Annotated in this window: 24 protein-coding genes and 1 pseudogene; 7 read left to right on the plus strand and 18 right to left on the minus strand. The window is 57.8% G+C overall.

The genetic code is table 11. From position 1 onward, the window contains the following. Positions 1–5: 5 nt before the first annotated feature. Both ABRP98_RS05720 and ABRP98_RS05725 read left to right on the plus strand, forming a co-directional pair. Positions 6–854, plus strand: a complete 849-nt coding sequence (locus ABRP98_RS05720) for a ParA family protein (RefSeq protein WP_284783121.1) — start codon at positions 6–8, stop codon at positions 852–854. 6 nt (positions 855–860) lie between these two features. Next, positions 861–1901 (plus strand): ParB/RepB/Spo0J family partition protein, encoded by a 1041-nt coding sequence (locus ABRP98_RS05725; RefSeq protein WP_349857984.1) that lies wholly within the window; start codon positions 861–863, stop codon positions 1899–1901. Positions 1902–1976: 75 nt separating this feature from the next. Here ABRP98_RS05725 and ABRP98_RS05730 read toward each other — a convergent pair whose 3' ends face one another. From ABRP98_RS05730 to ABRP98_RS05780, 11 genes and pseudogenes are all read right to left on the minus strand, one after another. Then, entirely contained in the window at positions 1977–3338 is a 1362-nt protein-coding gene (locus tag ABRP98_RS05730) for an MFS transporter (RefSeq protein WP_284770787.1), read from the minus strand. A 141-nt stretch (positions 3339–3479) separates the two neighbouring features. After that, positions 3480–4661 (minus strand): N-acetylmuramoyl-L-alanine amidase, encoded by a 1182-nt coding sequence (locus ABRP98_RS05735; RefSeq protein ID WP_349857985.1) that lies wholly within the window; start codon positions 4659–4661, stop codon positions 3480–3482. An 82-nt stretch (positions 4662–4743) separates the two neighbouring features. After that, positions 4744–5067, minus strand: a complete 324-nt coding sequence (gene trxA / locus ABRP98_RS05740; protein WP_005280453.1) for a thioredoxin — start codon at positions 5065–5067, stop codon at positions 4744–4746. A 7-nt stretch (positions 5068–5074) separates the two neighbouring features. After that, complete coding sequence (trxB, locus tag ABRP98_RS05745; RefSeq protein WP_349857987.1) at positions 5075–6001, minus strand: thioredoxin-disulfide reductase; 927 nt, start codon at positions 5999–6001, stop codon at positions 5075–5077. A 132-nt stretch (positions 6002–6133) separates the two neighbouring features. After that, the gene (locus ABRP98_RS05750) at positions 6134–6682 is read right to left on the minus strand and encodes an RNA polymerase sigma factor (RefSeq protein WP_005275963.1); all 549 of its coding nucleotides are present in this window, start codon (positions 6680–6682) and stop codon (positions 6134–6136) included. 93 nt (positions 6683–6775) lie between these two features. After that, entirely contained in the window at positions 6776–9295 is a 2520-nt protein-coding gene (gene pepN / locus ABRP98_RS05755; RefSeq protein WP_349857989.1) for an aminopeptidase N, read from the minus strand. A gap of 85 nt (positions 9296–9380) precedes the next feature. After that, complete coding sequence (locus ABRP98_RS05760) at positions 9381–9728, minus strand: hypothetical protein (RefSeq protein ID WP_349839884.1); 348 nt, start codon at positions 9726–9728, stop codon at positions 9381–9383. A gap of 495 nt (positions 9729–10223) precedes the next feature. Beyond that, a complete protein-coding gene (locus ABRP98_RS05765) occupies positions 10224–10757 on the minus strand; it encodes a YceI family protein (RefSeq protein WP_349857990.1) in 534 nt (177 codons plus the stop codon). A gap of 111 nt (positions 10758–10868) precedes the next feature. After that, entirely contained in the window at positions 10869–14306 is a 3438-nt protein-coding gene (gene murJ, locus ABRP98_RS05770) for a murein biosynthesis integral membrane protein MurJ (RefSeq protein ID WP_349857991.1), read from the minus strand. A gap of 20 nt (positions 14307–14326) precedes the next feature. Next, positions 14327–16558 carry a DUF6049 family protein gene (locus tag ABRP98_RS05775; RefSeq protein ID WP_349857992.1) on the minus strand — a complete coding sequence of 744 codons (2232 nt, stop codon included), beginning with the start codon at positions 16556–16558 and terminating at the stop codon, positions 14327–14329. Beyond that, positions 16558–17220: pseudogene (locus ABRP98_RS05780) on the minus strand (NUDIX hydrolase); the annotation flags it as partial. The gene ABRP98_RS05775 and the pseudogene ABRP98_RS05780, both read right to left, overlap by 1 nt. Positions 17221–17251: 31 nt before the next feature. Between ABRP98_RS05780 and ABRP98_RS05785 the strand changes: the two are divergent. The 4 genes from ABRP98_RS05785 to ABRP98_RS05800 are packed head-to-tail and all read left to right on the plus strand — an operon-like array spanning position 17252 to position 20388. Then, complete coding sequence (locus ABRP98_RS05785; RefSeq protein ID WP_349857994.1) at positions 17252–18688, plus strand: CCA tRNA nucleotidyltransferase; 1437 nt, start codon at positions 17252–17254, stop codon at positions 18686–18688. Further along, positions 18688–19284: a YqgE/AlgH family protein gene (locus tag ABRP98_RS05790; RefSeq protein WP_349836827.1), complete on the plus strand. Its 597-nt coding sequence runs from the start codon at positions 18688–18690 to the stop codon at positions 19282–19284. The genes ABRP98_RS05785 and ABRP98_RS05790 overlap by 1 nt, the downstream gene beginning before the upstream one ends. A 39-nt stretch (positions 19285–19323) precedes the next feature. Next, positions 19324–20055 carry an AzlC family ABC transporter permease gene (locus ABRP98_RS05795; RefSeq protein WP_349857996.1) on the plus strand — a complete coding sequence of 244 codons (732 nt, stop codon included), beginning with the start codon at positions 19324–19326 and terminating at the stop codon, positions 20053–20055. Beyond that, positions 20056–20388, plus strand: a complete 333-nt coding sequence (locus tag ABRP98_RS05800; RefSeq protein ID WP_349836826.1) for a branched-chain amino acid transporter permease — start codon at positions 20056–20058, stop codon at positions 20386–20388. 11 nt (positions 20389–20399) lie between these two features. On the opposite strand, the gene ABRP98_RS05805 is transcribed toward ABRP98_RS05800, so the two are convergent. The 5 genes from ABRP98_RS05805 to ABRP98_RS05825 all read right to left on the minus strand — a co-directional run bounded on the left by ABRP98_RS05805 (position 20400) and on the right by ABRP98_RS05825 (position 23303). Then, the gene (locus ABRP98_RS05805) at positions 20400–20708 is read right to left on the minus strand and encodes a hypothetical protein (protein ID WP_349839153.1); all 309 of its coding nucleotides are present in this window, start codon (positions 20706–20708) and stop codon (positions 20400–20402) included. 6 nt (positions 20709–20714) lie between these two features. Next, entirely contained in the window at positions 20715–21689 is a 975-nt protein-coding gene (locus tag ABRP98_RS05810) for a bile acid:sodium symporter family protein (protein ID WP_349857998.1), read from the minus strand. A gap of 129 nt (positions 21690–21818) precedes the next feature. Next, positions 21819–22184 carry a Rieske (2Fe-2S) protein gene (locus ABRP98_RS05815; protein WP_349836821.1) on the minus strand — a complete coding sequence of 122 codons (366 nt, stop codon included), beginning with the start codon at positions 22182–22184 and terminating at the stop codon, positions 21819–21821. Between the two features lie 120 nt (positions 22185–22304). Further along, the gene (locus ABRP98_RS05820; RefSeq protein ID WP_284853906.1) at positions 22305–22520 is read right to left on the minus strand and encodes a catechol 1,2-dioxygenase; all 216 of its coding nucleotides are present in this window, start codon (positions 22518–22520) and stop codon (positions 22305–22307) included. Positions 22521–22826: 306 nt separating this feature from the next. Then, positions 22827–23303 carry an SdpI family protein gene (locus ABRP98_RS05825; protein ID WP_296089115.1) on the minus strand — a complete coding sequence of 159 codons (477 nt, stop codon included), beginning with the start codon at positions 23301–23303 and terminating at the stop codon, positions 22827–22829. A 206-nt stretch (positions 23304–23509) separates the two neighbouring features. On the opposite strand from ABRP98_RS05825, the gene ABRP98_RS05830 reads away from it, so the two are divergent. Further along, positions 23510–24721, plus strand: coding sequence for a dicarboxylate/amino acid:cation symporter (locus ABRP98_RS05830; protein ID WP_284770803.1), 1212 nt, complete (start codon positions 23510–23512; stop codon positions 24719–24721). A 95-nt stretch (positions 24722–24816) separates the two neighbouring features. On the opposite strand, the gene trpA is transcribed toward ABRP98_RS05830, so the two are convergent. Both trpA and trpB read right to left on the minus strand, forming a co-directional pair. Next, the gene (trpA, locus tag ABRP98_RS05835) at positions 24817–25659 is read right to left on the minus strand and encodes a tryptophan synthase subunit alpha (RefSeq protein WP_349858000.1); all 843 of its coding nucleotides are present in this window, start codon (positions 25657–25659) and stop codon (positions 24817–24819) included. A 2-nt stretch (positions 25660–25661) separates the two neighbouring features. Further along, the gene (gene trpB, locus ABRP98_RS05840; protein ID WP_284783135.1) at positions 25662–26864 is read right to left on the minus strand and encodes a tryptophan synthase subunit beta; all 1203 of its coding nucleotides are present in this window, start codon (positions 26862–26864) and stop codon (positions 25662–25664) included.

A 26864-nucleotide genomic window follows, 5' to 3' on the forward strand; every position in this document is an offset into this window, starting at 1 on the left:
ACGGCATGACTAATCCGCGCCTTATCACTATTGCTAACCAGAAGGGCGGCGTAGGTAAAACCACCTCCGCCGCCAACTTGGCCGCAGCCCTTGCTACTGAAGGCAAGAAGGTATTGGTCATTGACCTTGACCCCCAGGGAAACGCATCGACCGCCATGGGCGCGGAACATAGCTCAGGAACCGATTCCAGCTATGAATTGCTCTTGGGTGATTGCACTGCGGAAAAGGCCATGCAGGCTTCCCCGCATAACTCCAACCTTTATTGCATCCCCGCGACCATCGATCTTGCCGGTGCGGAAATTGAGATGGTGTCTCTCGTGCGCCGCGAGTTTCGGCTTTACGATGCCCTCCATAACGGGTTCCTAGAAGAACACGGCTTTGAATACGTCTTTATTGATTGCCCGCCATCTTTGGGTTTGCTGACGATCAATGCCATGACGTGTGCGGAAGAAGTCATTATCCCTATCCAGTGTGAGTACTACGCACTGGAGGGCGTGGGCCAGTTACTGGGCAATATCACCATGATTCGCGAGCACCTCAATGAAGATCTGCATATCTCTGCGGTGCTCCTTACCATGTATGATGCACGTACACGTTTGGCCGAGGATGTGGCCGAAAACGTCCGCGAGCAATTTGGCGCCGTTGTCATGGGCAATGTCATCCCGCGTTCAGTGCGCGTCTCAGAGGCGCCTGGTTACGGGACCACGGTGATTGATTATGCCCCTTCGTCCACCGGTGCACGGGCGTACCTCGCCGCGGCTCGCGAGCTCAACAGGCGTGGTGATTATCGCCCGCATCCCACCACGGGAGCGATTGGCGTGAGCCCCGAAATTTATGCGGAATTGGAAGGATAGGATTTCATGGCAGAACAAAAGCAAGGTGGCCTAGGCAAAGGCCTAGCCGCTCTCATCCCGTCCGGCCCCGACGCACCCACCCGCAAACCACGGCTGGGTGATTCCGCCGCAGATATTATCTTGGGAAATTCCACGGGAAGTAGTGAGCGCAAGGCACGCGGCGAGAAGCGCGTAAAGGGTGCTCCCACCATCCAACAGGGCTCTGGGTCCAAGTCCTCCAAGAAACGGCAAGCTACGCCGGCGGCAATCGGTGCGACTTACCGCGAGATTTCCGTGGGGGAAATCGTCCCCAACCCCAAGCAGCCGCGCACCGTTTTTGATGAGGATGAGCTCAGCGAGCTGGTTCACTCCATCCGCGAGTTCGGCCTCCTGCAGCCGGTCGTCGTCCGCCCCTCCGAGGAGGGCGGATTCGAGCTCATCATGGGTGAGCGTCGTTGGCGAGCTTCCTCCAAGGCTGGCTTGGCCAACATCCCGGCCATCGTCCGCGACACCAAAGATGACAACCTGCTGCGCGATGCCCTGCTGGAAAACATCCACCGCGTCCAACTCAACCCTTTGGAAGAGGCACACGCTTATCAGCAGCTCTTGGAAGAGTTCGGAGTAACCCAGAACGAATTAGCGGATCGCATTGGCCGCTCGCGCCCACAGGTGACCAATATGCTCCGCCTGCTGCGGTTGCCGGTAGACGTGCAGAAGCGAGTTGCCGCAGGCACCCTCTCGGCCGGTCACGCCCGCGCTATCTTGGGCCTCGACGATAAGGAAGCGATGGACTACATCGCGGACCGGGTAATTTCGGAGGGCCTGTCCGTGCGTGCCACCGAGGAAGCCGTGACGCTATATAAGCGCGACGGGAAACCCGCAGAGAATAAGAAGAAGTCCCAAGTACCACAGCCGCAATTTTTCACCGACTCGGCTGAGCGCCTTTCGGATCGCTTCGATACTAAGGTCACCGTGACCATGGGCAAGCGCAAGGGCAAAATGGTCGTAGAATTCGGCGACCAGGAAGATTTCGAGCGCATCATGGCGCTGATGGAGCGGGATAAATAACCTGCTCTTGTGGCAGGTTCCCCAGGTGCCTGCCACATTCGCAAAGTTAGTGCCCTCCTCTTTAGAGCGAGGGCACTATTTTTTAGAAAAGATGAAGTGGCCCTTGGCTTGTTCTTCCTCATGTTCGGCGCCCAGCGGAATGCCCTTGCGCTCGCGCAGGAGCAGGGCTGCAATAAATCCGACGATGCTTGCAGAGACAAGATAGACGGATACCGCAAAGGTCGTGCCCGTTGCTTCTACCAACGAAGCCGCGATCATCGGGGCGAAGGCACCGCCGAGAACGGAGCCGATGGCATAGGTAATCGATACGCCCGAAGCGCGAATGGATGCTGGGAAAAGCTCTGTATACATGGCAGATTGCGCTCCGTAGGTTAAGCCGAGCCCGACCGTCAGGAAGATGAGGGCGGAATAAAGCAATCCCAGGGACGCCGTATTAACCAGCGGGAAAAGGGCCGCAGCGCCGATCGCTTGAATGACAAATCCGACGAGATACGTCGTGCGGCGCCCGATATAATCCGATAACCAGCCAGCGAAGAGCGTAAAGATGAGCCACGTAAAGGCGGACAGTGTGACGGCATTGAGGACATCGCCACGCGCAAGTGAGACCGGGCCCTCGGGGTTTGTGGCGTAATTTTGGATATAACCACCGGTGGTCATATAGCCCACGGTGCCGTTACCTGCAAAAACTAGGGCCGCGACGAGGACAAGCGGGAAATACCGCTTGAACAAGATACCAATGGGGTTTGCCGCCTCGCGTTTCTTATTATCTGAGATCTCTTGAAAGACCGGTGACTCATCCACGCCGATGCGGATGGCATAGCCAATGATGACTAGGACGAAGGAAAGCAAGAACGGCACGCGCCAACCCCATTCAAGGAAGGCATCCCCTGGGGCGATGATATTCATGATGGACAGAACGCCAGAGGACATCAGCAGGCCGATGGGGACTCCGATCTGTGGCCCAGCGCCGAAGAGGCCGCGCTTATCGTTGGGCGCGTGTTCAACTGCAAGCAGTACCGCGGAACCCCACTCTCCTCCAGCAGAGATGCCTTGAATGATGCGGAGGAAAATCAACAGGATAGGAGCCCATACCCCCGCCGTATCGTAGGTAGGCAGGAGGCCAATTAACGTGGTGGCCCCACCCATGGCAAAAAGGGTGACCATGAGGACGAGGCGGCGGCCAAGACGGTCACCAAAATGGCCCGCTAGGAAGGCGCCAAGTGGGCGAAAAAGGAAGGATAGGCCCACGGAGGCGAAGGAAACGATGCTGGCTACCCCACCTTCTAAGGGGCCGAACATTACTTGGTTAAATACTAGGCCGGCGACGGCGGCATAGAGAAAGTAGTCATACCATTCAATCGCGGTTCCGATTGTGGTGGCAGCTACTACGCGGCGCGTTTCTTTTCTGGAAATTGGGGCGGAGGTTGAGCTGCCCATTATAGGAATCCATTCAATTAGTAGATATCAATAGCTTGGACTGATACTAATCGAATGAATGCTATTGGTACAAGATAACGCAGTTAATCTTGCGCGGTAGCCAGCGATTAGGTCCGCTCTGTGCGCTTCAGCTTGTGCAGGCTAAGCCTGCTCTGCTTGAAGAAGCTCGGAGAACTTGTAGGTACCGGTTATGGCGGTGTCTTGCTCCATGAGGTACATGCGCTTGACGGCGATAACGATTGCTTCTGCAATATCGTCACGGCGTTTCGGGTTGGTCAGGATTTTGATGTCCTCAGGATTGGTGAGGTAACCCAAAAAGATCTGAACAACCGGCATCTGCGTCAGGCGCAAAAGATCCCAGGTGCGGCCGTGGTTAGAACAGTCCTGCAGATCGGTGCGGGCCACGATTTCACGCTGGATGAAGCCAGAAAGGGTTTCACCAATGAGTGAAGAGTTTCCGGATTCGGAACCAAAGTAGAACGTGGCTACGCCGTGGGCCTTCTCGTTGGGATAAGAATCGCACGCCAAAGAGATGACCATATCGGCATCGAAGGCATTGGCCAGCTCGGCACGGGATTGCACGTCCGCATCATCGGTGCGGGGGCGCGAAATAATGGTTTCCATGCCGGCGGCGATCATGCGGCCTTCGATGCGTTGGGTGAGATCCCAGAGGATTTCTTGCTCAGAAATATCACCAAAACGGCCCTTGACCGTGAAGCCGGAGTCCCGGCCACTTAGTGCAGGGTCAATGACCACGCGCTTGCCCGCCAACTTTGGACCAGCATTGCGCACACGCTCGCGCTCCAAAATATTGTGCGCCGAACCGCCGGTGATGCGGCGGCCAAGCAAGCTGAGTGCGCGAATGGTAGCCGGTCCACACACGCCATCTTCCTGCAGCCCGCAATTGTGCTGGTATTCGGTTAAGGCAGCGTGGGTATTGCGGCCAAAATGACCATCGACGCGATCTTGATAGAAACCGAGCTCTTGCAGTTGTTGCTGCAATTGCGAAATGTCATCGCCCACCAATGGGTTGGTGGGTTCATAGCTCAATACGCGGCTGCCCAGGGTATAAGAGGCTTGGCGCAATTCGCGCAGGGTCAGATCGTCGATCTCTCCCGTTGGGAGGATGCCGCGCGATTGCTGGAATGCCTTGAGCACTTCAGCGAGATCGGCATCAAAGGTCTTATCAGTCTCGGAGTACTTCTGCTTTTTCCAAGCAGATAGTTCGCCCGTGAAATCTGATAAGAGGCCAAGGCGAGCCAAGGTGGCGCGAGCTTCAGCTACGCGCACACTTGAATCACCAACCCGAAGAACGCGATTCACGCCTTTCACCCCTTCCACGGCCTAGGACTTTAGGCCGCATGGCAGATTTCCTACTCGGTAACTTTAGTAACAAGAGTAACAGCTATAGCTGCTTTTTCACTTGCGCCACGATGTCATCTTTAGAACGCAGGCCCACAAACTCGTCGACCTTTTCGCCATTGTTGAAAATCAATACATTTGGAATGGACATGATTTGGAACATGGCGCCGAGGTTTCGTTCTTCATCGACGTTGACCTGGGCGATGGTGACTTCACCGTCGAGCTCATCTGCTACCTCTTCCAAGATCGGAGACAGCTTCTTGCATGGCCCGCACCATTCCGCCCAGAAGTCCACGACGACGGGTTTATCCGCCTCGATGACATCAGAACGGAATGTTTCAGTGGTTACCTTTTTGACGTTACTCATACTGAATCTAACGGTTTGCAGCCAAGAATTGTTCCGCATCCATGGCAGCGCGGCAGCCAGAACCTGCAGCGGTGATGGCCTGCTGATAATGGTCATCTACCAAGTCACCGCAAGCGAAAACGCCAGGCAGAGAGGTCTTAGTAGAGGGCTGGTCAACCTCAACGTAACCATTGTCATTGACCTTGACCTGGCCGTTGAGGAAGGACGAACGCGGATCGTGGCCAATGGCAACGAACATGGCAGTCACGTCCAAGGTGGAGGTTTCCCCAGTCTCAACGTCCTTGAGCTCTAGGCCGCCGACCTTGCCGTCATCTTCAAGCACGCGCTCGACAACCTTATTGGTTTCCCACTTAATCTGCTCGTTGTCCTGGGCGCGGTCCAACATGATCTTGGAGGCGCGGAAGTTTTCGGAGCGGTTCACAATGGTGACAGACTCCGCGAACTTGGTCAGGAAGGTAGCTTCCTCCATAGCGGAATCGCCGCCGCCGATGACGGCGATATTGTGGCCCTTGAAGAAGAAGCCATCGCACGTAGCGCAGGTAGAAACACCGCGGCCGGAGAGCTCTTCTTCGCCGGGAATGCCAAGGTGGCGTGGTGCGGCGCCGGTGGCGAGGATTACCGTGCGGGCTTCAAAAACCTCGTCGCCCACGTGGAGCTTTTTAATATCGCCCTCCAACTCGACGGAGTCGACGACTTCCATGCGCAGATCCGCACCAAAGCGGATTGACTGTGCGCGCATTTCTTCCATGAGCTCTGGGCCCATGATGCCCTTTTGGAAGCCTGGGTAGTTCTCCACCTCGGTGGTGTTCATTAATTCGCCACCGTATTCAAATCCCTCGAATACAATGGGGCTGAGTTCAGCACGAGCGGCATAAAGCGCGGCGGTATAACCGGCAGGTCCGGAACCTACGATGGCAACATCGTGGACGGTCATTGCTAACTCCCTAAAATCACAGTGTCATTTTGCGTAACGTCAAGAGTCTACCCGCCTGATTGCGAATCATTCATATTGCAAAGGCTAGCGGCTGCGAAATTGATGCAAGAATGATGCGATATCGAGATGTAGTTAACCGATGGCTTCGCGTAAGACCTCCCGCGCGCGTGCCCGGCGAGATTTAACGGTGCCAGGCTTTACGCCCTGGGCGGTGGCGACTTCGTTGACGCGGAACCCGGCGACATCGGTAAGCATGAGGGCTTCGCGCTGATCTTGCCTTAAAAGCTCCATGGCCTCGCGGACGACGAGCTGTTCCGCCAGGTTTTCAGATGGGTTATGCGCCAGCAATGGATTGCGATCATCGGCAAAATCATCGCTATCGAGCGAGGCGTTTTCCCTATTAGCTCGGTGATTTAAATAGTCGTAGCCGGTGTTTTTAACCAGGCGGTGCAGCCACGTGCTTAAGGCCGATTCCCGCCGGTAGTTATGGAGATTGCAGCTAGCGCGCAGGAAGGCTTCTTGCACGACATCCTGCGCATCGTACTCATTCCTTGTATACCGCCGTGCCACGGTGGTCAGCCGCTTGCGGTGGCGTTCCACGATGGCGGAAAAGGCTTTATTATCCCCCTCGATAAAAGCATCAACTAATTCTTCGTCGCTGTGGTCAGGACTTAATGGCATCTGTAGATTCCCCCCGGATCAACAAGTGTTAAAGCAATTGTGACCCGAGGAGAACGCCGGTGCGAACCGGCGGCGGTACAGTCTATTGACCGCCTACTGTTGGGCGCGCACGCGCAGGGTGCGGCGCAGGTGGTCGCGGCACTCCAGAAGCACGCGGCGCAGCGCACCCGGCAGATCCTTGTGGAGGAGATCCGTAGTGGCGGACTCCGCCGTGGAAGATTCCGGGTAAAGGCCGCGGATCAGCCGGTTGGCTATCTCAATCGGGTGGTTATCCCAAATATCTTCGACGCGGCGGAAGAACTCTTCGGCGAATTCTTCCTGCAGTTTTGCCGAGCGCGGGGCGTTGAAGCCTGCTAGCAGGGCATCGACCTCCGCATTGGAATACTCCCCTGGCGTCAGCGCGCTATCGAAGGCGGCCCGCTTGGTCTCCGGCGTGGGGAAGGCGTGGCTAGCGCCCAAGAATTCGGCGGCACCGGTCAGCGTATTATCCCGCTGCTTTTCTGCCTCCAGCTCAGCTAGTGCGACGGCGTCGCGGGCGGCCAAGGCGCGCAGGATGGACCAGCGGATCTGCGGGTCGAGGCGCAGGCCCTCCACCGAGCCAACAAGCAGGTCACGCAGGCGCTCGGTGCCGGAGGCCTCCGGGGTTGCGGCCAGTGCGGCAATGGCGGTGCGGGCCAGAATGAGCTGCGCATCGGAGCCCGGATCCGCAGCGCCGAGCTGATCCCACAGCGCATCGGCGAATTCGGCGCGCACCTGCTCGCGGCGGTCTTCGGCCACATAGTGCTGGATGGCAAAGTGCGCATTGCCGTAGGCGGTGGTTAGCAGCGTGGCATTGGTCTCTGCGGGCGAGTGCTTGGCGACGACCCCCACGTACTCCTCCGCAGTCCACTCCCCGTCCCTGGTGAGGTTCCACAGCGAGGTCCAGATGACTGCGCGGCTGAGCCCATCCTGGACCTCGGACAGGTGATCGCCGATGGTGACAAGCGAAGCATCGTCGAAGCGGACCTTGGTGTAGGTGTGGTCGGCATCGTTAACCAGCAGCAGAGCCGGGGCCTTCTCACCCGCTGCCTCATCCACGATGGTGCGGTGACCACCGGCGGGAAGGTCGATGTCGAACTCGCGGTACTTGTTCAGGCGGGCATCAAAAAGCGCCACGCTCAGGCGGTGCGGGCGGGTCGTATCCTCGGCCTCGGCGCTCACCGCGAGCTCGGTAATCTTCTCGCCCTCCGTGTGCAGCTCCGGGGTGAGGGTATCTGGACCCCAGGTGCGCAGCCAAACCTTTGACCAGGAATCGAGATCGCGGTCAGTGTGCTTTTTCAGGGCCGTGAGCAGGTCATCGAAGGTGGCCGCGGCAAACGCATGCTCCTGGAAGTAATCCCGCGCCCCCGCATAAAAGTTATCGCGGCCCACGTAGTGCACGAGCTGCTTGAGTACCGCCGCGCCCTTGGCATAGGTAATGCCATCGAAATTCTGGCGCGCGGCATCCACGTCTGGGATATCGGCCTTGATGGGGTGCGTGGTGGGAAGCTGATCCTGCAGGTAGGCCCAGTTTTTGCGCTCGCCAGCGAAGTTGAACCACGCCTCTTCGTAGGCCGTGGCGTGCACGGAGGCATCGGCGCCCATGAACTCGGCAAAGGACTCCTTGAGCCAGAGATCGTCCCACCACTGCGGGGTGACAAGATCGCCGAACCACATGTGGGACATCTCGTGCAGGATGGTATTTGCGCGAGCGGCCTTCTGGCTGCGCGTGGCCTTAGAGCGGAAGATATAGCTTTCCGTGAAGGTCACCAAGCCCGGGTTCTCCATGGCGCCGAGGTTATATTCCGGCACGAAGATGGAATCGTACTTGCCCCAAGGGTAGGCAAAGCCGAAGTTCTCGTGGAAATAGTCCATGCCCTGCGCGGTAAGCTCCAGGATTTCCTCGTCCAAATACTCAAACATGGAGGCGCGGGCAAAGGCGCGCAGCTGCGCGGAGTGATCGCCATCCGGCGAGTTCCAGGTGCGTTCTTGATACTTATACGGCCCAGCGGCAAAAGAGGTGAGGTACGTCGAAAGCGGCGGGGTGGGCGCAAAGCGAACCGTAGTATTGTCCCCCTGTTCCTCGCGCTCTGCCTCCGGCTGGTTGGAAAGGATCTGCCAGTCCTTCGGCGCGGTCATGGCGACGTGGAACGGCGCCTTGAGGTCGGGCTGCTCAAAGCAGGGAAAGATGCGGCGGGCATCGGAAGGCTCGAGGTGCGAGTACAGATAGGTCGCGTCATCGGCCTGGTCGTGCATGCGGTGCAAACCCTGGCCCGTGCGCGAGTAGCGCGAGGCGCCAGTGACCTCAATCGTCAGCTCCTCCCCCACCGGTAGCCCGTGGAGGCGGATAAGGCTGCCATCAAAATCGACGTCCTGCGCCTGACCGTTAACCGTTACCTGTTCTACCGATTCTCCCAGGTAGTCCACGAAAAGCTCGGGCTCGGTGGTGGTGAGCTTAATGCGGCTCGTCGCGCCGAACGTGGGGCTTTCCTTCACCTGAGATAAGTCCAGGTGCAGGTGGTATGCCCACAGGTCTACTGCTGCGGCGCGCTCTTGGAGTAGCTCGTGCTGGGTTTTATCGCGTTGTGTCGTCATAGTTAGAAACTATAGTTACCGCAGCGGGAGATGTAACAAGGTATTGGATTTGATAAGCGGAGTGTGGCGATGCTGGGCTCAGCATTCACTTCTGCTGAGATTTGATAATCGCTACAGCGGCGAATGCTACGTATGCGATCAGTACGCCAGCAGTGGCAAAGCTAAAGGATGCCATTGCGGAACTTGAAATGTTCTCTCGGACTGCAAAGCTCACAGCTGACACAATCCCGGCGGCTATCGCAATGGAATTTACGGCAAGTGGAATCGTCGCCTTATAGTGATGAATCTGCCAAGCGGTGACCGCCGTTCCAAAAAGCAGGCCAATAATTACAAATGCATTGTCTTGCATGTACATAGCCCACAGGCACGAGGAGACCGCCAATATCCCCAGCGATGCGTAGGTGATGCCTCGTGAAGTAGTGGCCGTTTTCATGGTGTTCTCCTTGCATCTCGTCCCGGCATTTCTGTCTGTGATTCCTGGGGAGGAAACCACGTCCAGCTATGTCACGCCTTCAACACTCGAAAGGAAACCAGTGTTCGTGTTTGGGCAATCACGATCTGCCCGATCATTCGGGTAGGCGCAGATTCATACATTAAATCCACGTACTTCAGTGAGGCGTACACCATCATTATTGCATCCTAGGAGCAAAGGAAGGGTGAGTTTTCCTGCAGTAGCCCCGGTGGTAGTACACCGATGCTCTGGTATGGGCGCGGTGCCAGGCTAGCGTGGGCGCAACTTATCTCCAGTTAGCACAAGTTGTTTGCAGTTGTTTCGAGCGAGCCGGGAAGCTGTTGGGCTGGGGCCCAAGATTGAAAGCCTTGGGCAGGGAATATGACTAAAGCCCGCGGCCGAGTGGGTACGCGGCGCGGGCTTTAGCTGTTGGTAACCAGGGGGCTGTGAGAACCCAAGGTTTTCAAAGAAGTGCGATTACTGCTTGATGGCAGAAACCTCGAGCTCGATCTTGATGTCTTCAGAAACGAGGACGCCGCCGGTCTTGAGCGGAGCGTTGAAGTCGATGCCGAAGTCCTTGCGGTTGATCTTGGTCTGTGCCTCGAAGCCCAGACGGAAGTTGCCGAATGGGTCCTCAGCGGTAGCGACCTCTTCAACCTTGAGGTCGACAGACTTGGTGGTGCCCTTGATGGTGAGGTCACCGGTGACGGTGCCGTTGCCGTCCTCATCAACGTTGACGTTGGTGGTGGTGAAGGAAAGCTCTGGGTACTCCTCCACGTTGAAGAAGTCTTCGTTCTTTACGTGACCATCGCGGTCCTCGTTACCGGTGGAGATAGAAGCAGCCTTGATGGTGGCCTCTGCGGTTGACTCGGCGATGTTCTCGGCGACATTGATGGTGCCTTCGAATTCACCGAAGTTGCCGCGCACCTTGGTAACCATGGCGTGCTTGGTAACGAAGCCGATGACGGTGTGCTCTTTATCGATGGTGTAGGTACCTGCTGCGAGGGACATGATTAATTCTCCTAACGTTGTTGTTGATATAACACCAACCACGATACTCGATTAGACAGTTTAGTCAAGCCTTGAAGTAAAAATTTCCGTTCCAACTCGCTGACCTTGGCATTAAGGGTGGCCTACAAGCTGGACCTCCCCCAGTGTAACCTCCTTCGACTTAGGCAGTTCCGTGATTACTATCAGCGCGGCATCGTATTGTTGGGGCGTTTCCTTCAGCTCCAAGTCCTCGCTTGCGTGCTTAAACTTGCCCTCCGCCAATTGGGGAAGAGAAGCCAGCTGCGGGTGCTTTGGATCGAAATCGTCTTTATTGACGCCGTAGATTTCGTAGTGCGCACCATTGGACCTGGTGTGGGTCACAGTCATGACCGAAAGATGGGCCGGGTTATCCAGGGTGACCAAGGCCCCAGAACCGGATTCCTTCGTGGACCAGGTGGTGATCGTCTTGCCATCGATAAGCTGCTCGTTATCCTCGCCATCTGGAACCGTGATGGCGGAAGATTCCTTGAGGTGCACCGGCGGGGTATCCGGGATCATCGTGGAGCCTTGCACGGTTTCAGTAACCGAACCGGACTTTTCTACATCGCTGAGCAGGGACATGACCCACGTCGTCAGCGCTGCCATGCCCACGACGAAGATGGTGGCGAAAATGCCGATGACCACGACGCCGGAACCCGAGTAACCGCGGCCACCAAAGCCTGGTTCTTGCTTCGGATCCTCTTCCTGCGAGGGTTCATCTTCAACGACCACGGGGAGGGCCTCCGTCTTTTCTTCCTGTTCTTCTGGGGCGAATTCACGCAGGCGCTTGGCGATGCCCGCCGAGGTCAGCCCCTCCGCCTCCTGCAGCTTTTCCAACTTTTCTTCGCGGGTTTCTGCATCCGCGGCATCGAAGGCCAGCCGTGCTGCTTCGAGTCGCTCTGCGGCCTCGTCGGCGGTGAGATTGGCGTCATCGGAAATATCGCGCAGCTTCTTCGGCGATGGTTCGGTGGATTCGACCAGCATGCTTAGCGCGGAGCTGAGGGCCTCGCGGTCGCTTTCTGCAGACGTCCCGTCCAGCACCGCGGGGAAGGCAACCTTGACGATGCCGGAGGTGGATACGCGGAAGCGGTCGCGGTGCTCCACGCCGAGGATAAGGCCGGCGTCGTGGGCCGTGGCGGCATCGGCAAACAGCGGCGCGGTAGCGCGGGCGACGGAATTGGGGTCGAGGTTATCTGCCTCTGCCACCTGCTTGAGGGAGGTGCCCTCAAACCAGTCCGCCACCACCAGGCAGCCGGTGCGGTAGGACAAAATCTCGATATTATCCGCCATGGTCTCCAGGTTGAGCTCGGCCAAACGCCGCGTATTGCGGGAGATTTCGGCGGAGCGGCGGGCAGAGACCGTGGGCGTCGATGGTGCGATGGGCGCCTGGGTATTGGTATCGACGAACGTCAGCGCCACGAGGCGGCCGGTGGTTTGTTCGCGGGCCTGCCAGAACCGAGCGCCGGATACAGCGCCGTGATCCTGCAGGAGGCGGAAGCGGCCGTCCGAGACAGGGGCGCCTGGGACCAAGCGCGGGCCGCGGACGATACCGGCGGACATCGGCGGCGGCACCAAGGTGGCATTGAAGGAATCCTGCGTATAGACCGGCTGGATTTCCTGCAGGTCCGGTTCCTCGACCTCGATGGCCTTGGAACTGTCCACCGTGATGAACCGGGACATTCCCGGGATGCGCTGGAGGGCGCGGGCCAGGTTCTGCACCTCGGGCAGGGAGGACTTGGACAGCACGAGCCCGGTGATAATCACAAAGACGATGCCCAGCACCACGATCTTGACCAGCGAGACGATCGAAGGCAATTGCTCCGGCAAGACCAACTGCATGAGCCAGTACAGCGCCCACGACACAACCAGGCCGACCGCGCCGGCGCCGGCGGACCAAAGGACCGTTTGGGTTACGGCCTTGCCTCCCAGGCTGCCCAGCTTGCGCTTGAGCAGGAAGCCGCCGATGACCGCACCGGAGACAAAGCCAAAGCCGTTGGCGGTACCGAGGAGGATAACCACTCGGTCCGGGTTGCTGGTCATCAACGGCGCCAGCAAGGTCAGCACGACCTTAGTCAGCGTGATGCCGGCAATGATGAAGGTGGGCGTCCACGCCTCTTCCCTAGCGTAGAAAACGCGCAGGTGCAGCAGCACCAGCGCATAGGGGATCAAGGTAAAGGCAGAAAAACTGATGGTGAGGCCGAGCTGCTCTGCGCTATCCGCGCCGTAGGCGCCGTACTGGAACAGGGCGCGAGCAATGGGCACGCCGAAGCCCGTCATGAAAATGACGATGGGGATAAGCGCAACGAAGGTCAGCTTGGTACCCAAGGTGAGGTCGCGTACCACGGCATCGACATCGCCATCGGCGGCATTGCGCGAAAGCCGCGGCATGATGGCGGTCAACAAGGTCACGCCGATAACGCCATAGGGCACCTGCAGCATCAGCCACGCGTTCTGGTACACCAGCGGCGCACCGGCATCGGCATACGCCGCCACGCGGGAGGTGACCACATAACCCAGCTGGGAGATGGCCACGTAGGTAATAATGGCCAGCGCCATGCCGCCGAATTGTTTGATGCGGGCATCGAGGCCCCACTTCGGGCGCAGGTTGATGCCGGCCTTTTTCAGGTATGGAACAAGGATCAAGCACTGCACAATCACTGCAGTGGTGGTGCCCAGACCCAGCAGCATGATGTGTGGATCCGCCACCGGCGTAGGTTCGTGCGGGTCGAGGCGGCCCGGCAAAAAGCGATAAGCCAGCAAGACGCTGATGGAGATGATGTTATTGATCACCGGTGCCCAGGCGCCAGGGCCGAAGATATTCTTGGTATTTAAGACCGCCTGGAAGAGGGCGAAAAGGCCGTAGAAAAGGATCTGCGGCAAGAGCAAGAAGGCCAATGATGTTGCCTGGACGGCATTGGCCTTGGAATCTTCAGGCAGCATCATCCTCGTTAATAATGGCGCGAAGATAACGGAGAGGATGGTAACGATGCCCAGGATGGAAAACGCCAGGGTAAAAAGTCTTCGGACGAAGGTTTCCCCGCGGTCCGAGTCTTCCTTCTCCGCGCGCACCAAGACCGGAACCACCAGTGAGGTCAGCACCGCGCCCAGCACGATTTCGGTGACCAGGTTGGGGATCTGGTTGGCGCTACTGAAGGCCGTTCCCACCGTGGCACCAAGGGTGGCGCCAATAAGCATCTGCCGCAGGAAGCCGGTGATGCGCGAGAGCAGCGTGGCAATGGCCATCGTTCCCGTCGCGCGGATCACGTCCTGATTGGAGGCCTCGATCTCCGCATTGCGGCCAGTCAGCGCGGACTTATCTTCCTCAGGGGGAACAGTCGTGTTCTGCACTGAGGGCTTGGGCCGCTTTTCTGGTACCGGTGCGGGTGGAGAGGCGCGCACGATGCGGCCGCGCGCGCCGGCGGTAACCGGGACACGGTTCTCTTCCGCATTGGGGGCGGTATCCGTGGGGTCTACCGCGCCCGCAGGTGCCTTCTCCGCGTGGTGGGCCTGGCGGCCATCTTTTTCGGTCATAGAGGATACAACTTCAACTTTTACTTTTCAGCCTTGTGATTTTTGCGTCGGTGACGGCCAAGCCGAAAGAGCGTAGCCAAAACCAGCACGAGAGCGCCGGCTATGCCGGCAGCGTATAAGGTTACGATACCGGCACGTGTCTGCACGGAGATAGTGATGGGCTGCGAAATGGTCTGATCTTTAGGAGTGGCCAGCCACAGCCCAATGTCCGTGCGATCCGCGTCCTTCGGCATATCAGCGGTCATGGATACAGTAATAGAGCCCTTAGCGGGAATACGGACGCTTTTGGGTGTGTTGAGCCGCGCGCCATCGGGGGCATCGTATTGCAGCTTTGCCTCCACCGGCAACGGCAGGCCATTTTCGGCCACGATGAGTAGCGGAGATGACTCAGATACGCGGGTATAAACATTTCCCGGGGGGATGAGGGAGACAGAATCGCGCAGATCCCGCAGCGTATTGGAGTGCATCTCCATGGTGCGGGAAAAGGACTCGCGCGCCGCGGCGTGGGTGCCCAAGCTATCGCGATTATTAAGCGATAACGAGTTGAGGAGATCGCGGCGCAGCGGCAGCACGAATTCAGAGCGCGTCATGGTGATATCAGGGTCATCGACCACGATATTCATCAGCTCATCGGTATAGCGCGCCTGTTGCTCAACGCGGGCCAATTCCGGCTCCGAAAAGACCGCCGGATCGATAAAGGGACTACCGGTAGGAGCGTTGGGATCGCCTTGTTGCAATTCCACCGAGCTGATCCCGCGGGGGCGGGAGTGGCCGGACTTGAGCAGGTCTTCCGCGGCGGCGAGTGCATGCTCGGCCGCGCTTGGGTCAAGGTAGTTGGGAAGCTTGGCCACGGTATCTTCCCCGCCCGCAAGGCTGAGGGCCGCCCCGCCCGTGATGGCGCGAGACAAAGCAGAATCTTTGGAGTAGTCATAGCGCAGCTCCGGGTTGGAATAACCAACCGTCTGTGGCTTGGAGCCGGTTTGGGATAGCAGGGCGCCAAGGGAGGCATCGAAAGTCGCGGCCTCGCCGGACCAGTTCGAATTATCCGCAACTAGGGATGGCACCGGCAATTTTTGGTCAATATAACCGGAACCTACCGCCAGGATATTGCTGGCCGGCGCTTTGCCCAGGATGCGCTCGATGGTCTGGTTTCCGCGCTGTAAACCTTCAAAGAGAAGGGCAGGATTATTGGCCCTAGCCACCGCAGAGGCATTCGCATTGGCCCAGGGCATGGCGATGAAACAATCCAACTCGCGCAGGCGCTCTAGCCACCGCGCGGCATCATTTTTAGCTTCGCCTGGCTCTCCTTTGTCATCGTCACTGCTCCGCGACCAAGAATCGCGCAGGCGCTTGGGGCGATCGCCTTGCGCGGGGCGCGTGGAATTGACCGTATAGCCTTGCGACATGCGGTTGACGGTATCGAGCAGCGCGGGGTCGATGGCCACACAGCCGGCCCCCTGCAGGTCATGATCCTCGTAGGTAGAAACCAACGTATCGAGGCGGCCGCCTTCGCGCAGTTCGTGCCCTAACTCATCGGAGGACAAGATGAGCTCTTCTCCCCCAAGCCCGCCGGGGAGGATGTCCAGGTTCGCGCTGATGGGATAAACCACCGTGAGATCGTGCGGTTGGGACTCCTCGGCATCGTCGTGTTCTTCTTCTGGTGCCGCTTCTTCCGGTGCCGCGGCCGCCGCGACACCAGTCGGCCCTTCTCCGGAGAATTGGGCCACAAATCGCTCTTCCGCTAGGCTCACCGCATCGCCCTCGAGAGTGCCGGTCAAGGTAAATAGCAGCGGATAGGCGCCCGGTTCATTGATTGCCAAGGTGCGCTCGGCATCTAAGCCACTGGGCACGGTAAAGCTTATTTCCCGTGTTTCACCTGGCTGCAGCGGTGCGGTGGTCATGCCAGAGCCATAATAAGGAAAATCACCGGTGGCCATTTCCGTACGCGCTTCTGCTGCATCAGCAACGCTATCGCCGCGGCGGCTCGTTACTTGCAGATCTTCCAAGGGCTGATCGGTGGGGTTATGCACGCGGAAGCGCAGCCGCATGTCAGTGCCTACGGTAAAGGGCTGGGCATCGATAAGATCCAGATCGGCGCGCTCCGGCCCGCGCGCGCCCAACCAGGCTTGGATATCCATCTGCTCGTCCGGAACAGAGTCCATTTGGGCCGCCGCGCTTGGTAAGAACAATCCCCAACCGGCAAGTACCGCGCAACCGCCAGCCGCGGCAAGTGATTTGAGGCGCTTGTGCATTAGCGTGGGGTCGCTTTCCCTGCGTCGGCTTCCTTTCGTGCGAGATCTGGGAGGAGATCGTGCGCGATGCGCGCGAGCTTGCGTTCGTCCGCGTACGCCAAGTGCTCGATGAGTTCAGAAACGGGAATCCAGGACACCTCGGTGACCTCTGGATCCTCATCATTCATGATGCCGTCCACAAAGCGCAGCAGGTGGTGGTGCACCGTCTTGTGAATGCGGACGCCATCAGAGACGAACCAATAATCGATCACGCCGAGGTCAGCGAAAACCTCGCCGGAAATACCGGTTTCTTCCCATACCTCTCGCTCTGCGGTGACCTCCTTGGCCTCGTCATTTTCCACGTGCCCCTTGGGCATGGACCACAATAAACGGCCGCGGCGGTCTAAGCGCCCAATCAGCGCTACGTAGACGCGGGACAGGTCCGCTTTACCGTTGCCATCGACGCACTCGGCGAGCCCAGAGATTACGAGCCCGCCCGCAGATGTCTCATCGCGGGTCTCCATGACGGTGGAGGTGCCGTGATTATTGCCACCGCGTTGCTGCCTGCGCTGCTGGTTAGTGCGGCGCGTGCGGTTATCCGGCCGCCGCCGGCGCCGGCGCCGGTTACGGCTACGGCCGCCTCCTTTGGAGGGGCCTTGCGCGGAGCCTTGTTCTTGGTTAGTCATCCCTGCCAATCGTAGTAGACTCTCACCCGTGAATTTTCAGGACACTCAGTTAATCGGCGTTCTTGCGCGCGCGGAGTCTACCGTGAACTCGCTCAGTGGCTTATTGAGCGGGCTGGTGGAGAAATTCAGCGCGCGTGGACATGCCCTCTACCTTGTGGGCGGTTCGGTGCGCGATGCCCTCCTCGGCCGCTTGGGCAATGATCTGGACTTCACCACCCCAGCGCGCCCAGAGGTGGTCAAGGAAATCCTGGATGAGTGGGCCGAAACGGTATGGGATACCGGCATTGCCTATGGCACCGTATCCGCCGTGTACAAGGGCCAACAGATAGAAATCACCACCTTCCGCTCTGATTCCTATGATGGGCAGTCCCGCAACCCCGAGGTCATCTACGGCGATAGCCTGGAAGGCGATTTGGTCCGGCGCGATTTCAAGGTCAATGCCATGGCTATTGAGCTGCTTGCCGATGCCACCTTTGAGTTCCACGATCCTCTCGGCGGCCTTCACGATGTGGCCAATAAGGTGCTCGACACCCCGGATAAACCAGAAATCTCCTTCCACGATGATCCACTGCGGATGCTGCGTGCCGCGCGTTTTGCGTCCCAATTAGAGTTTCACGTGGCAGACCGCGTGGTTGCTGCCATGCGCGATATGGCGGCAGAGATCCAGCGCATTACGGTAGAGCGCGTTCAAGTGGAGCTGGATAAGCTCATGTGCGGCAAAGCGCCGTGGGATGGCATCGACCTGTTGGTCAATACCGGGATTGCGGACTATATCTTCCCGGAGATCCCTGCCCTGCGCATGACCACGGACGAGCACGCACAGCACAAGGACGTATATGCGCATTCGTTGAAGGTACTGCGCCAGGCGATGGATCAAGAAGAAAACGGCCCCGACCTAGTATTGCGGTGGGCGGCATTGCTGCACGACATCGGCAAGCCCGATACCTTCGATAACACCGACGGCAAGGTTTCTTTCCACCACCACGAAGTGGTGGGCGCCAAGCTCACGCGGAAGCGGCTGCGGAAGCTGAAATACCCCAAGGCCACGACGGAAGATATTGGTCAGTTGGTCTACCTGCACATGCGCTTCCACGGCTTTGGGGAAAATCAATGGACCGATTCTGCCGTGCGGCGCTATGTTAACGACGCGGGTGATCTTCTCCCCCTCCTGCACAAGCTGGTGCGTGCCGATTGCACTACCCGCAATGCGAAAAAGGCGCGCCGCTTGCAGCGCACCTATGACCAGCTGGAGGAGCGAATTGCGGAGATCGGCCGCAAGGAAGACCTCGCACGGGTGCGCCCGGATCTAGATGGCAACGAGATCATGGAGATTTTGGGCCTCTCCCCTGGGCCCGAAGTGGGTCAGGCCTGGTCCTATTTGAAGGAAATGCGCTTGGAGTACGGCCCCCTCGAGCGGGAAGAAGCTATTGCGAAGTTGCGCCAGTGGTGGGAGTCTAAACAGTGATGTTTGCCGATAGATTATTTAACGCCCTCGAGCGCAACGAACCCGCCCCAGGGCAACTACTCGTGTCCGCACCGGGGATGCTGTCCCCGGAATTTGCCCGCTCCGTCATCCTGCTGGTTGAGCACAATGACATGATGACCTTCGGCGTGGACCTTACTAAGCGCTCAGAGGTGGCCATTTTTAACGTGCTCCCAGAATGGATGCCCGTCGTCGCTAAACCGCAGGCGCTGTATATCGGTGGCCCGCTCAACCAACAATCCGTCGTGGGCTTGGCGCAGACTAAGCAAGGCGTGGACCCAGATAAAGAGGAACAACTCAGCCGCCTTGCACCGCGCCTAGCGCACGTGGATCTGCGCTCCAACCCGGAAGATATCGAGCCGCTGGTTACCGGCATGCGCATGTTTGCCGGTTATGCCGAGTGGGGCCCCGGGCAGCTGGAGGAAGAAATCGAGGCCGGTGAATGGTTCGTGGCACCGGCCCTAGCGCAGGACGTGGTGGCCCCTGGCCAGGCCGATTTATGGGCCGATGTCATGAAACGCCAGCCTATGCCCCTGCCGTTGTATTCCACCTATCCCGTAAATGTGGATGATAATTAATTCCTAGGGGCCAGGAAGTGATCGGTTACACTAACCCGTATGCGCGAGGAAATCCACAAGGGCATTAAAGACACGTGGGCGGCGGCTCTCGGGCTAATTCCATTGGGCTTGGCTTTTGGCCTCTTGATGGTCCAATCCGGCTTTAGCTGGTGGTGGACGCCCATATTTTCCATCGTCATCTACGCCGGTTCTATGGAGTTTCTCGCCATTTCCATGGTTACCGGCGGAGTCTCCGCGCTCTCCTCGCTCCTTACCGGGTTTATGGTGAATTTCCGCCATATCTTCTACGGGCTAACGTTTCCCCGCAAGCGGATTAATTCCCCCGTGGGCAAGGCCTATTCCACCTATGCCCTCACGGATGAAACGTATGCCATCGTCTCGGCGCTGCCGCGCGAGGAGCGGCCTACCGGCATCCGCATTTTGAGTATTCAAATCTTTTGCCAAATTCTGTGGGTGGGTGGCGGACTCGTTGGTGCGCTCGCCGGCCAGGTAATCCCCTCCTCCGTTGAGGGAATGGAATTCGCCCTCGTCGCCCTATTCGTCGTTCTAGCGATGGACTCTTTCCGCAATAATCAGGATCTGTCGCTCCCGCTATCAGCCGCGGTCTTGGGCATTCTCGCTGCCTTCATTACCCCGGGGCAGTTGCTGATGGTCTCCTTGAGCGCTTTTTTCTTATTGCTCATCATTCGCTACCTATCGCCTCGCGTTGATAACGCGCTCACCTGGCGGCTGCAGCCGCTTGCCTCCACGACCGCGAAGGAGGAGAACTAAATGCCAGCTGGAGTCAGCTTAGGTGCGATTGCCGCAGTCCTTATCCCCGTAGGCATCGTGACCGTTTTATTGCGGGAGCTTCCCTTCTCCGCAAAGAAATGGATGAAGGATAGCGAGTTCTTTTCGCTGCTGGGCATGATGATGCCCGTGGGCGTTATGACCATCTTGGTGGTCTATGCCGTTGCCGGACAGGCGGACGACACCGGCGGTTTATGGCCAGTGTTGCTGGGCGTGTTGGTCACCGTCGGGCTGCACAGGTGGAAGCGGGATTCCGGATTATCCATCTTCGGCGGTACCGCTTTCTACATGCTGCTGGTGAACGTGGTGCTTTAGCCCGCGCTTAGCTAAAGGCCAAACTTGGTGGTAGCTTCCGTCCAGAGCGCCTCAAACTGTTCTTGGTCCATGTAGCGGGCGCTAATATCCGGGAACTCATCGTAGGTATCGGGGTGCGGAACCATTTCTTGCGGCTTGTCCACGTTTCCCGTGGAACTATTTGGGGTCGCTACCCCGACGACGGAGTCCGCGGGGTCCAGAGCGATCATGCGGTGCATGCGGCAGCGCTGGGCATCGTGTTCTTCTAATTCTGCGAGGTGGACCGCTGAGCCCACTCCCGGGACGGAGAGTTCGGTGCGTACATAAAGGTAGTTAGCCATGGCCACCTAGTGTAGTTGTTCTTCGTCCTGCTGGGCGTACCGGGATGCCAACAATGAACAGATCATCAGCTGCACCTGGTGGTAAATCATGAGTGGGAGAATCAAGAGCCCGAGCGATGTCGATCCGGAGGCAAAGATGACAGAGGCCATGGGAAGACCAGTGGCCAAGGACTTCTTGGATCCGCAGAACTGGATCGCTATGGTATCGGCGCGAGAAAACCCCAGTTTTCCAGAGATAAACCGCGTCAGCCACAACATGAAAATGACGAATGCCGCAGCGAATACGACGAGGAAGACAATCTCCCAAACAGAAATGGAGGAGCAAATTCCATCGACCACGCCCTTAGAAAAGGCCGAATAGACCACCATGGCAATGGAGCCGCGGTCCACCACCTTTGTAGCCTTGCTTTGTGCGAGGTCCGCTATCCAACGTCGGGTTAATTGGCCCAGCACGAATGGAGCGAGGAGTAGGAGGGAGATTTCCCCAAAGACGGAGGTATCGATATGCAGCCCGGAACCGGTACCCATGAGAAGCATGACTAGGACTGGTGTGATAAGGACGCCGGCCAAGTTGGAGGTTGAGGCGGAGACAATGGCCCCAGATACGTTTCCCTTGGCAATGGAGGTAAACGCCACTGAGGACTGCACGCTGGACGGGACTAGCGTGAGGAATAGGATCCCCATGTACATATCGTCCGTAATGAATCCAGTGAGCGGCTGCAGTGCCAAGCCAATGAGGGGATAAATAACGAAGGTGAACGCGAGAATGGTGAGGTGGAGCCGCCAGTGCTTGAGCCCATTTAAAGCTTCTTGGGTGGATAACCGCGCGCCATAGAGAAAAAATAACAGTGCGATCGCCACATTCGTCAGACTGCCAAAGACGTCAGCGAAGGTGCCGCGGGCCGGTGCAATGATCGCGATTGCCACGGCAATAAGAATGAGGACGATGAGCGGATCCGGCTTTTTGAGTCTGTGCAGCATGACCAAAAGTGTAAACCGTCGCGCGTGGTTCCACGAAAGGTTGTGGAGATAATTTTCTCCCGTGTACCCTTTAAGCCGCATAGTTTCACGTGAAACCATGCGGGTAGAAGGTGAGGCATCCGCGGGTATTTACGCGGTAGTGACCTTTGCGCCCTCTTGGCTTACCTCAAACTCTTTGAGTGGGTCTCGGCCGGGCCCTTCGATGACCGAACCGTCTTGCAGGTTATAGGACGTATGATGCGCAGTGCAGGTGGCAGTCATACCGTCGATTTCTGTAATGGGGTTTTGTTGGTGCGGGCAGGTTTGGGAGTAGGCCTTAAACTCCCCCTCTTGCGGCTGTGTGAAGATAACCCCATCGACGATGATTCCGGAGCCTACGGGAATGTCCGTAGCCGCGATCTCCGCGGACGGTTCTGAGCCGCAGGCCGCGAGGTACGCACCTGCGAAAGTTGTAGCGGATCCGAGCAAAAACATGCGACGCGAACAAATAGCCATAGCCCCTACTCTATCCTGAATGGTTTAAGGTCGGAATATTATTTCGTCGGCGGGTAGTAATACTTGTGCGGAAATCATAACGAGGAAGTATCAGGTGCAGGTTTCACGTGAAACATACAATTAGGAAAAGTTACCGTTCCAGGTGGCGACGGAACCAGACTCGGTGGGCGTGAGTTCATAGGTGCCGGAATCTAAACCCAAATCATTAACGATGGGGTGTGGCCCCTCCCCTCCTGCGACTTGTGACTCGGGATCGAGGCGGTGGGAATCGGCGACATAAGAACCGATGCTAAAAGTGGAGACGGCGATTGCGGCGAGAGCTGTAGTTTTCTTCATGCCTCCCATTGTCTACCCTTGCCTGTATTAGGTGTAGCGGCTGAGTGGCACTGTGCGGAACCTTTATGCGAGTTCTATGAATTTCCACAGGAATTGCATTTAGTGGAGTGGGTCCACTATAGCTAAAGACCAATATAGGTACATCACCGCATGACCCTTTTAATTTAGTTGTGACGAAAATGTGATGATTCCTCCACTTAGAGTAATAACGTCACTGTGTCATAAACAATCTCCCTCCCCTGTCTCTGTGTGTGGCGATTGCCGGACAGGAAAGGGAGGGAGAGAAGGAACGCGAAAGCTAATTATTTAATTATCAGAATGCCGGGCGGCCTGGCGGAGTGCGCCCAGATCAACCTCCGGTTGGGTGACGGAGTCAGTGGAGGCCTCCTCCCCACCGCAGCCGCCGGAGCCGCAGTTGCAGCTATCGCCACAACCATCGTCATCCGCATGCGCTTGCTCATAAAGAAATGCCGCGCGCGATCCAAGGTTCGAACCGACGGAAAGCGCGAGGATCGCGATGACGAAAGTGGTCACCGGAATGAGCCACATCCAACCCTCCGCGCGGAAAGCTACGACGCCACCGAAAAGTAGCGATACTCCGCCTAGGGCCCAGAAGGGACCGGCGACCGCGTGGGCATTATCCCACGCTTCTCGCGACTTTCGGATTTCTTGTAAACGCAAGCCGATGTATTTATTGCCGGGCAACCGCTTGGTGGCGGCGAGTGCGCCCACCGCGATAAGGAAAACGGCAAGGACTAAAAATATGATTCCCACTGCGACCATATCCTTAGTTTAATCCTGCAATGCCATATTGGAAATTAAGCTACGGGGCTTGTGTCTTAAATATAAGGCGGCTCGGGTAATATTCAATTTGGATCGATCGATAGATATTCGCTCGGTTTTGCACCTGCACCACGTTGTCTCTCCTTCCGCTGGACCGCACCCACGTGCGTTCTCGGACTGGGAACACCTAACCTGATTGTGATTGCATGAATCTCAAGAAAATAGCGGACTCTCTCCTTTTCCGCATCGTTCTCGCCATCGTGCTTGGCATCGTCGTTAGCCTTTTTGCGCCCGAATGGTTCGGTCGAGCCTTTGCCACGTTTAACGGGCTATTTGGTAACTTCCTCAATTTCTTCATTCCTGTCTTGATTTTTGCCCTCGTCGCTCCGGCAATCGCCGGTCTAGGCAAGGGCGCTGGAAAATGGTTGGGGGTTACAGCGGGCATCGCCTATGGCTCCACCATTCTTGCGGGGTTGATTGCCTATGGCTTGGCACAGTGGCTCTATCCCTCGATGTTGGCGGGCCAAACCCTAGTAACCAACGTGTCGGACGTTGACGAAGGCTCCCTCTCCCCTTATTTCGAGGTGGAGATGGCACCACCGTTTGAGGTGATGACGGCGCTATTGCTCTCCTTCTGCATTGGTGTCGCTATGACGACGGTGAAGTCCGATACGCTCTATACCGTCACCAAGGAACTGGAAAATGTGGTGGTTAAGGTCATTTGGGGATTCGTCATTCCTATTTTGCCGTTCTACATTTTCGGCATGTTCCTTGGCCTGGGTATGAATGGCAATATTGGAGATGTCCTCTCTGCCTTTGCGAAGGTACTGATCCTGGCAGTGGTTATGACGTTGGTGTACCTCGTGCTCCAGTACGTGGTTGCCGGTGCAATCGCAGGGAAGAACCCTTTTAAGGCGCTGCGGAATATGCTTCCGGCTTACTTCACGGCATTGGGCACGTCTTCTTCTGCGGCAACCATTCCGGTCTCCCTGGAGTCCAGCTTGCGCAACGGCATTTCGAAGCCGGTTGCGAGCTTCGTGATCCCGCTGTGCGCGACGATCCACCTGTCCGGCTCTATGATGAAGCTGACGCTTTACGCATTCGCCATCGTCTTTATGGCCAATATGGATATCAGCACTGGTACCGGCCTAGGCTTTATCTTCCTGTTGGGAATCATGATGATCGCCGCACCAGGCGTGCCGGGTGGTGCCGTTATGGTAGCCGTTGGTCTGCTGGCGGACATGATGGGCTTTGATGACGGAATGGTGGCGTTGATGATCGCGGCCTATATTGCGATTGACTCCGTCGGCACCGCAGCGAACGTCACCGGCGATGGAGCCATCGCGATGGTCGTTGATAAGTTTGCCCGCGATAAGGTCGATACTCTCAATGAAGAAGAGGCAGAGACTGCGGCCTAGTTTCACGTGAAACAATTGAGCCCCCTGGCTTCCCCACCCAACAAATTTGGGAGGAAGCCAGGGGGCTTTTTGGGGCGCCACCGTTCGGACGCGCCCTATTTCTTGGTCGCTTCCTTCATCCCGGCGATGAATTCGGTCAGCTCCGCATGCAAGGCATTCGCATCATTGATCGTCCCGGCGGCATTGGTTTCACGTGAAACATGGCGGTCGATAATCTTGGTAATGGCGGAGCCGGTAATGGCGCCTGCAGCGTTTGCAGCGATGGCATCGGCGACGTGCTGTGGCGACGAAATACCGAAACCGAGCAGCACCGGTGGACCATCGAAGCGCTGAATGCTGGCAACCACCTCATCGAGGCCAGTGGTCTCAGATTCTTTCTCGGTTCCCGTCACGCCATCGCGGGAGATCGCGTAAATATATCCCTGTGAATGCTTGGCGACGCCGGCAAGCGTGCGTTCAGCGGCCCGCGCGGGTGCGATGAAGATGGGGTCGATTTCAGCTTCCTTTGCCGCGGCGATGAAAGGGGCGCCTTCGCGCACGGGGACATCGGGAAGCAAAATGCTATCGGCACCAGCTTCCGCGAACTCCGCATAGAATTGCTCCACCCCGCGGGCGAAGGCAACGTTGCCATAGATCAACATGCCGATGGGCAGATCAGGGAACTCCGTGCGAATCGTCCGCACCTGTTCCAAAGCACTATCAAGGGTTGCTCCCCCATCGAGGGCGCGGATATGGGAGGCCTGGATGGTTGGGCCATCCGCCACTGGATCGGAGAAGGGGACGCCGAGCTCCAGGGCGTCCGCCCCGGCGACGACTGCGGTGCGGATGATATCCAGGCTAGCCTCAGGAGTTGGATCGTCCAGCATGATGAAAGGTACAAACGCGCCTTCCTTCTTCTCACTCAACGCGGCAAAAAGTTTATCGTAACGGCTGCCCATGATTAGTTCTCCTTGAGTTGCAGTTCGGGCTGGGAATCCAGGGTGTGGCGGACATGGTCGATGTCCTTATCGCCCCTGCCGGAAAGTGATACGAGGATGGTGATGTCCTCGTCCTTGCGCTTCAGTGCATAGGCCAGGGCGTGGGAGGATTCGAGGGCGGGAATGATGCCCTCCTTTTTGGACAACAGTTGGAAGGCCTGTAGAGCCTCTGCATCTGTGATCCCCACATATTTAGCGCGACCGGTGGCGTGCAGGTGCGCGTGCTGTGGGCCCACGCCGGGGTAATCCAAGCCGGCGGAAATGGAATAGGATTCTTCCACCTGGCCGTCAGAATTGCGCATGAGGTAACTGCGCGCGCCGTGGAGGATGCCCACGGTGCCGTTGTTAATGGTGGCACCGTGTTCCCCGGAATCGAGGCCCGCGCCGCCTGGCTCAGCACCTACCAATTCCACTTCTTCTTCGTCGATGAAATCTGCGAACATGCCGATTGCGTTGGAACCGCCGCCCACACAGGCGACGACGAGATCGGGCAGGCTGCCCGTCTTCTCGAGGAGCTGCGCCTTGGCCTCGGTGGAGATGACGCGGTGGAATTCACGCACAATCGTGGGAAATGGGTGTGGGCCGGCGGCGGTGCCGAGTAGGTAGTGCGATTCATGGAAAGTAGCGGTCCAATCGCGCAGCGCCTCGTTGACGGCATCCTTCAACGTCCCGGAGCCGGTATCGACGGGGATGACCTTTGCGCCCATGAGTTCCATGCGGAAGACGTTGGGTTGCTGGCGCTGGACATCCTTGGCGCCCATGTAGACCACACACTCGAGATCGAGCAGCGCACAGGCCAAAGCGGTCGCCGTGCCGTGCTGGCCCGCGCCGGTCTCGGCGATGATTCGCTTCTTGCCCATGCGCTTAGCCAAAAGGGCTTGGCCAAGCACCTGGTTCGTCTTATGGGCCCCGCCGTGGACGAGGTCCTCGCGCTTCAAGAAAATCCGCGCATTGCCGCCGAGCTTCTTAACCTCGGTGACGGGGGTCGGACGGCCTAGGTAATCGCGCAGCAATCCGGCGAGTTCTTCGCGGAAGCTGGGATCATTCTGGGCATCGACAAAAGCCTGCTCCAATTGATCCAATGCGGGGATGAGGGATTCCGGAACGTATTGTCCGCCGAATTCCCCGAAGTATGCGGGAAGGAGTGTTTCACGTGAATCGGGCAT

This window comes from Corynebacterium sp. KPL2838, from assembly GCF_040225455.1.
GTDB classification, from domain to species: domain Bacteria; phylum Actinomycetota; class Actinomycetes; order Mycobacteriales; family Mycobacteriaceae; genus Corynebacterium; species Corynebacterium rhinophilum.

Excerpts from the sequence above, each read along its gene's own strand:
- ABRP98_RS05805 (WP_349839153.1), bottom strand. The coding sequence starts at position 20,708 with ATGGCTAACTACCTTTATGTACGCACCGAACTCTCCGTCCCGGGAGTG.
- ABRP98_RS05800 (WP_349836826.1), top strand. The coding sequence starts at position 20,056 with ATGCCAGCTGGAGTCAGCTTAGGTGCGATTGCCGCAGTCCTTATCCCC.
- ABRP98_RS05730 (WP_284770787.1), bottom strand. The coding sequence starts at position 3,338 with ATGGGCAGCTCAACCTCCGCCCCAATTTCCAGAAAAGAAACGCGCCGC.
- ABRP98_RS05790 (WP_349836827.1), top strand. The coding sequence starts at position 18,688 with ATGTTTGCCGATAGATTATTTAACGCCCTCGAGCGCAACGAACCCGCC.
- ABRP98_RS05810 (WP_349857998.1), bottom strand. The coding sequence starts at position 21,689 with ATGCTGCACAGACTCAAAAAGCCGGATCCGCTCATCGTCCTCATTCTT.
- ABRP98_RS05825 (WP_296089115.1), bottom strand. The coding sequence starts at position 23,303 with ATGGTCGCAGTGGGAATCATATTTTTAGTCCTTGCCGTTTTCCTTATC.
- ABRP98_RS05725 (WP_349857984.1), top strand. The coding sequence starts at position 861 with ATGGCAGAACAAAAGCAAGGTGGCCTAGGCAAAGGCCTAGCCGCTCTC.
- trpB (WP_284783135.1), bottom strand. The coding sequence starts at position 26,864 with ATGCCCGATTCACGTGAAACACTCCTTCCCGCATACTTCGGGGAATTC.
- ABRP98_RS05815 (WP_349836821.1), bottom strand. The coding sequence starts at position 22,184 with ATGGCTATTTGTTCGCGTCGCATGTTTTTGCTCGGATCCGCTACAACT.
- murJ (WP_349857991.1), bottom strand. The coding sequence starts at position 14,306 with ATGACCGAAAAAGATGGCCGCCAGGCCCACCACGCGGAGAAGGCACCT.
- pepN (WP_349857989.1), bottom strand. The coding sequence starts at position 9,295 with ATGACGACACAACGCGATAAAACCCAGCACGAGCTACTCCAAGAGCGC.
- ABRP98_RS05820 (WP_284853906.1), bottom strand. The coding sequence starts at position 22,520 with ATGAAGAAAACTACAGCTCTCGCCGCAATCGCCGTCTCCACTTTTAGC.
- ABRP98_RS05795 (WP_349857996.1), top strand. The coding sequence starts at position 19,324 with ATGCGCGAGGAAATCCACAAGGGCATTAAAGACACGTGGGCGGCGGCT.
- ABRP98_RS05765 (WP_349857990.1), bottom strand. The coding sequence starts at position 10,757 with ATGTCCCTCGCAGCAGGTACCTACACCATCGATAAAGAGCACACCGTC.
- ABRP98_RS05750 (WP_005275963.1), bottom strand. The coding sequence starts at position 6,682 with ATGCCATTAAGTCCTGACCACAGCGACGAAGAATTAGTTGATGCTTTT.
- trpA (WP_349858000.1), bottom strand. The coding sequence starts at position 25,659 with ATGGGCAGCCGTTACGATAAACTTTTTGCCGCGTTGAGTGAGAAGAAG.
- ABRP98_RS05720 (WP_284783121.1), top strand. The coding sequence starts at position 6 with ATGACTAATCCGCGCCTTATCACTATTGCTAACCAGAAGGGCGGCGTA.
- trxB (WP_349857987.1), bottom strand. The coding sequence starts at position 6,001 with ATGACCGTCCACGATGTTGCCATCGTAGGTTCCGGACCTGCCGGTTAT.
- trxA (WP_005280453.1), bottom strand. The coding sequence starts at position 5,067 with ATGAGTAACGTCAAAAAGGTAACCACTGAAACATTCCGTTCTGATGTC.
- ABRP98_RS05830 (WP_284770803.1), top strand. The coding sequence starts at position 23,510 with ATGAATCTCAAGAAAATAGCGGACTCTCTCCTTTTCCGCATCGTTCTC.
- ABRP98_RS05775 (WP_349857992.1), bottom strand. The coding sequence starts at position 16,558 with ATGCACAAGCGCCTCAAATCACTTGCCGCGGCTGGCGGTTGCGCGGTA.
- ABRP98_RS05760 (WP_349839884.1), bottom strand. The coding sequence starts at position 9,728 with ATGAAAACGGCCACTACTTCACGAGGCATCACCTACGCATCGCTGGGG.